We start from the raw sequence: 853 nt of genomic DNA on the forward strand, positions 1-853 counted from the left end.
TTGCGCCGCGCCAAAGAGCTAGCAAGCAAGTCTGATTTAGTGAAATCAACACGTGTAACCAGCGACGAAATGGTGCGTCACTTAATTGAAAGCGAAGACCGAAAGCTAGTAGAGCAAATTCATAAAGACTTAAAAGCATCTTTTGAGGCCTACAGCAACGAAGCACTCGCAGCTTTGCTTGCTGATAAGCGCGTACGTGATTACAAAGAGTCACTGATGTTGCGTGAAGTGTGGGATACCCGTGCATGGGGTACAACGGTGTGGATTATTGAACGTGACCGTCAAAACAAAGCCGAGTTGGCCGAGTTTCCACCGTTGGAAGAAGCCTTAGCCAGACATTATTTACAGACCATCGCGAGCGTCATGCAACAGGCAGCTTAAGACTCTGAAGAAAAGAATTTAATAACGATTGAAATGTGCGAAGCCTCGTTTGAAGTATCTCGAGGTGAGTAGGAGGAAATATGAACGACATCGTGAATGACGTAAACCAAGTGGGCGAAAACGCCGCTACGCGTGTACCTTATTTACCGCAGGACTTGCCGTTTAACGAAGATCAAAAGCAGTGGATGGGCGGTTTTCTTGCTGGCCTACATACGCGTTTATTGATCAACAACGATGGCGCGCAAGCAGGTGCAAGTCAATCTGCGCCAGTCGCACAAAAAGCGATATCTATTATCGTTGGCACCCAGACTGGCAACTCAGAAACTGTTGCGGAAGATGCTGCCGAGCTAGCACTTTCTCAGGGTTTAGCACCTACCGTTTACGACATGGACGATGTAACGCTAGACATGCTGTCTGCCACTGAGCGCTTGCTTGTTGTAACGAGTACTTACGGCGAGGGTGAAATGCCCGA

The 853-nt window shown here is 48.1% G+C and carries 2 protein-coding genes; both read left to right on the forward strand.

From position 1 onward, the window contains the following. Positions 1 to 381 (forward strand): hypothetical protein (locus A3738_RS31520; RefSeq protein ID WP_197474024.1); only part of this gene is annotated, 381 nt, incomplete at its 5' end. An 80-nt stretch (positions 382 to 461) separates the two neighbouring features. Further along, on the forward strand, positions 462 to 853 hold a 392-nt coding region (locus tag A3738_RS25050; protein WP_197474025.1), incomplete at its 3' end, for a flavodoxin domain-containing protein.

It is taken from the genome of Oleiphilus sp. HI0066, from assembly GCF_001635725.1.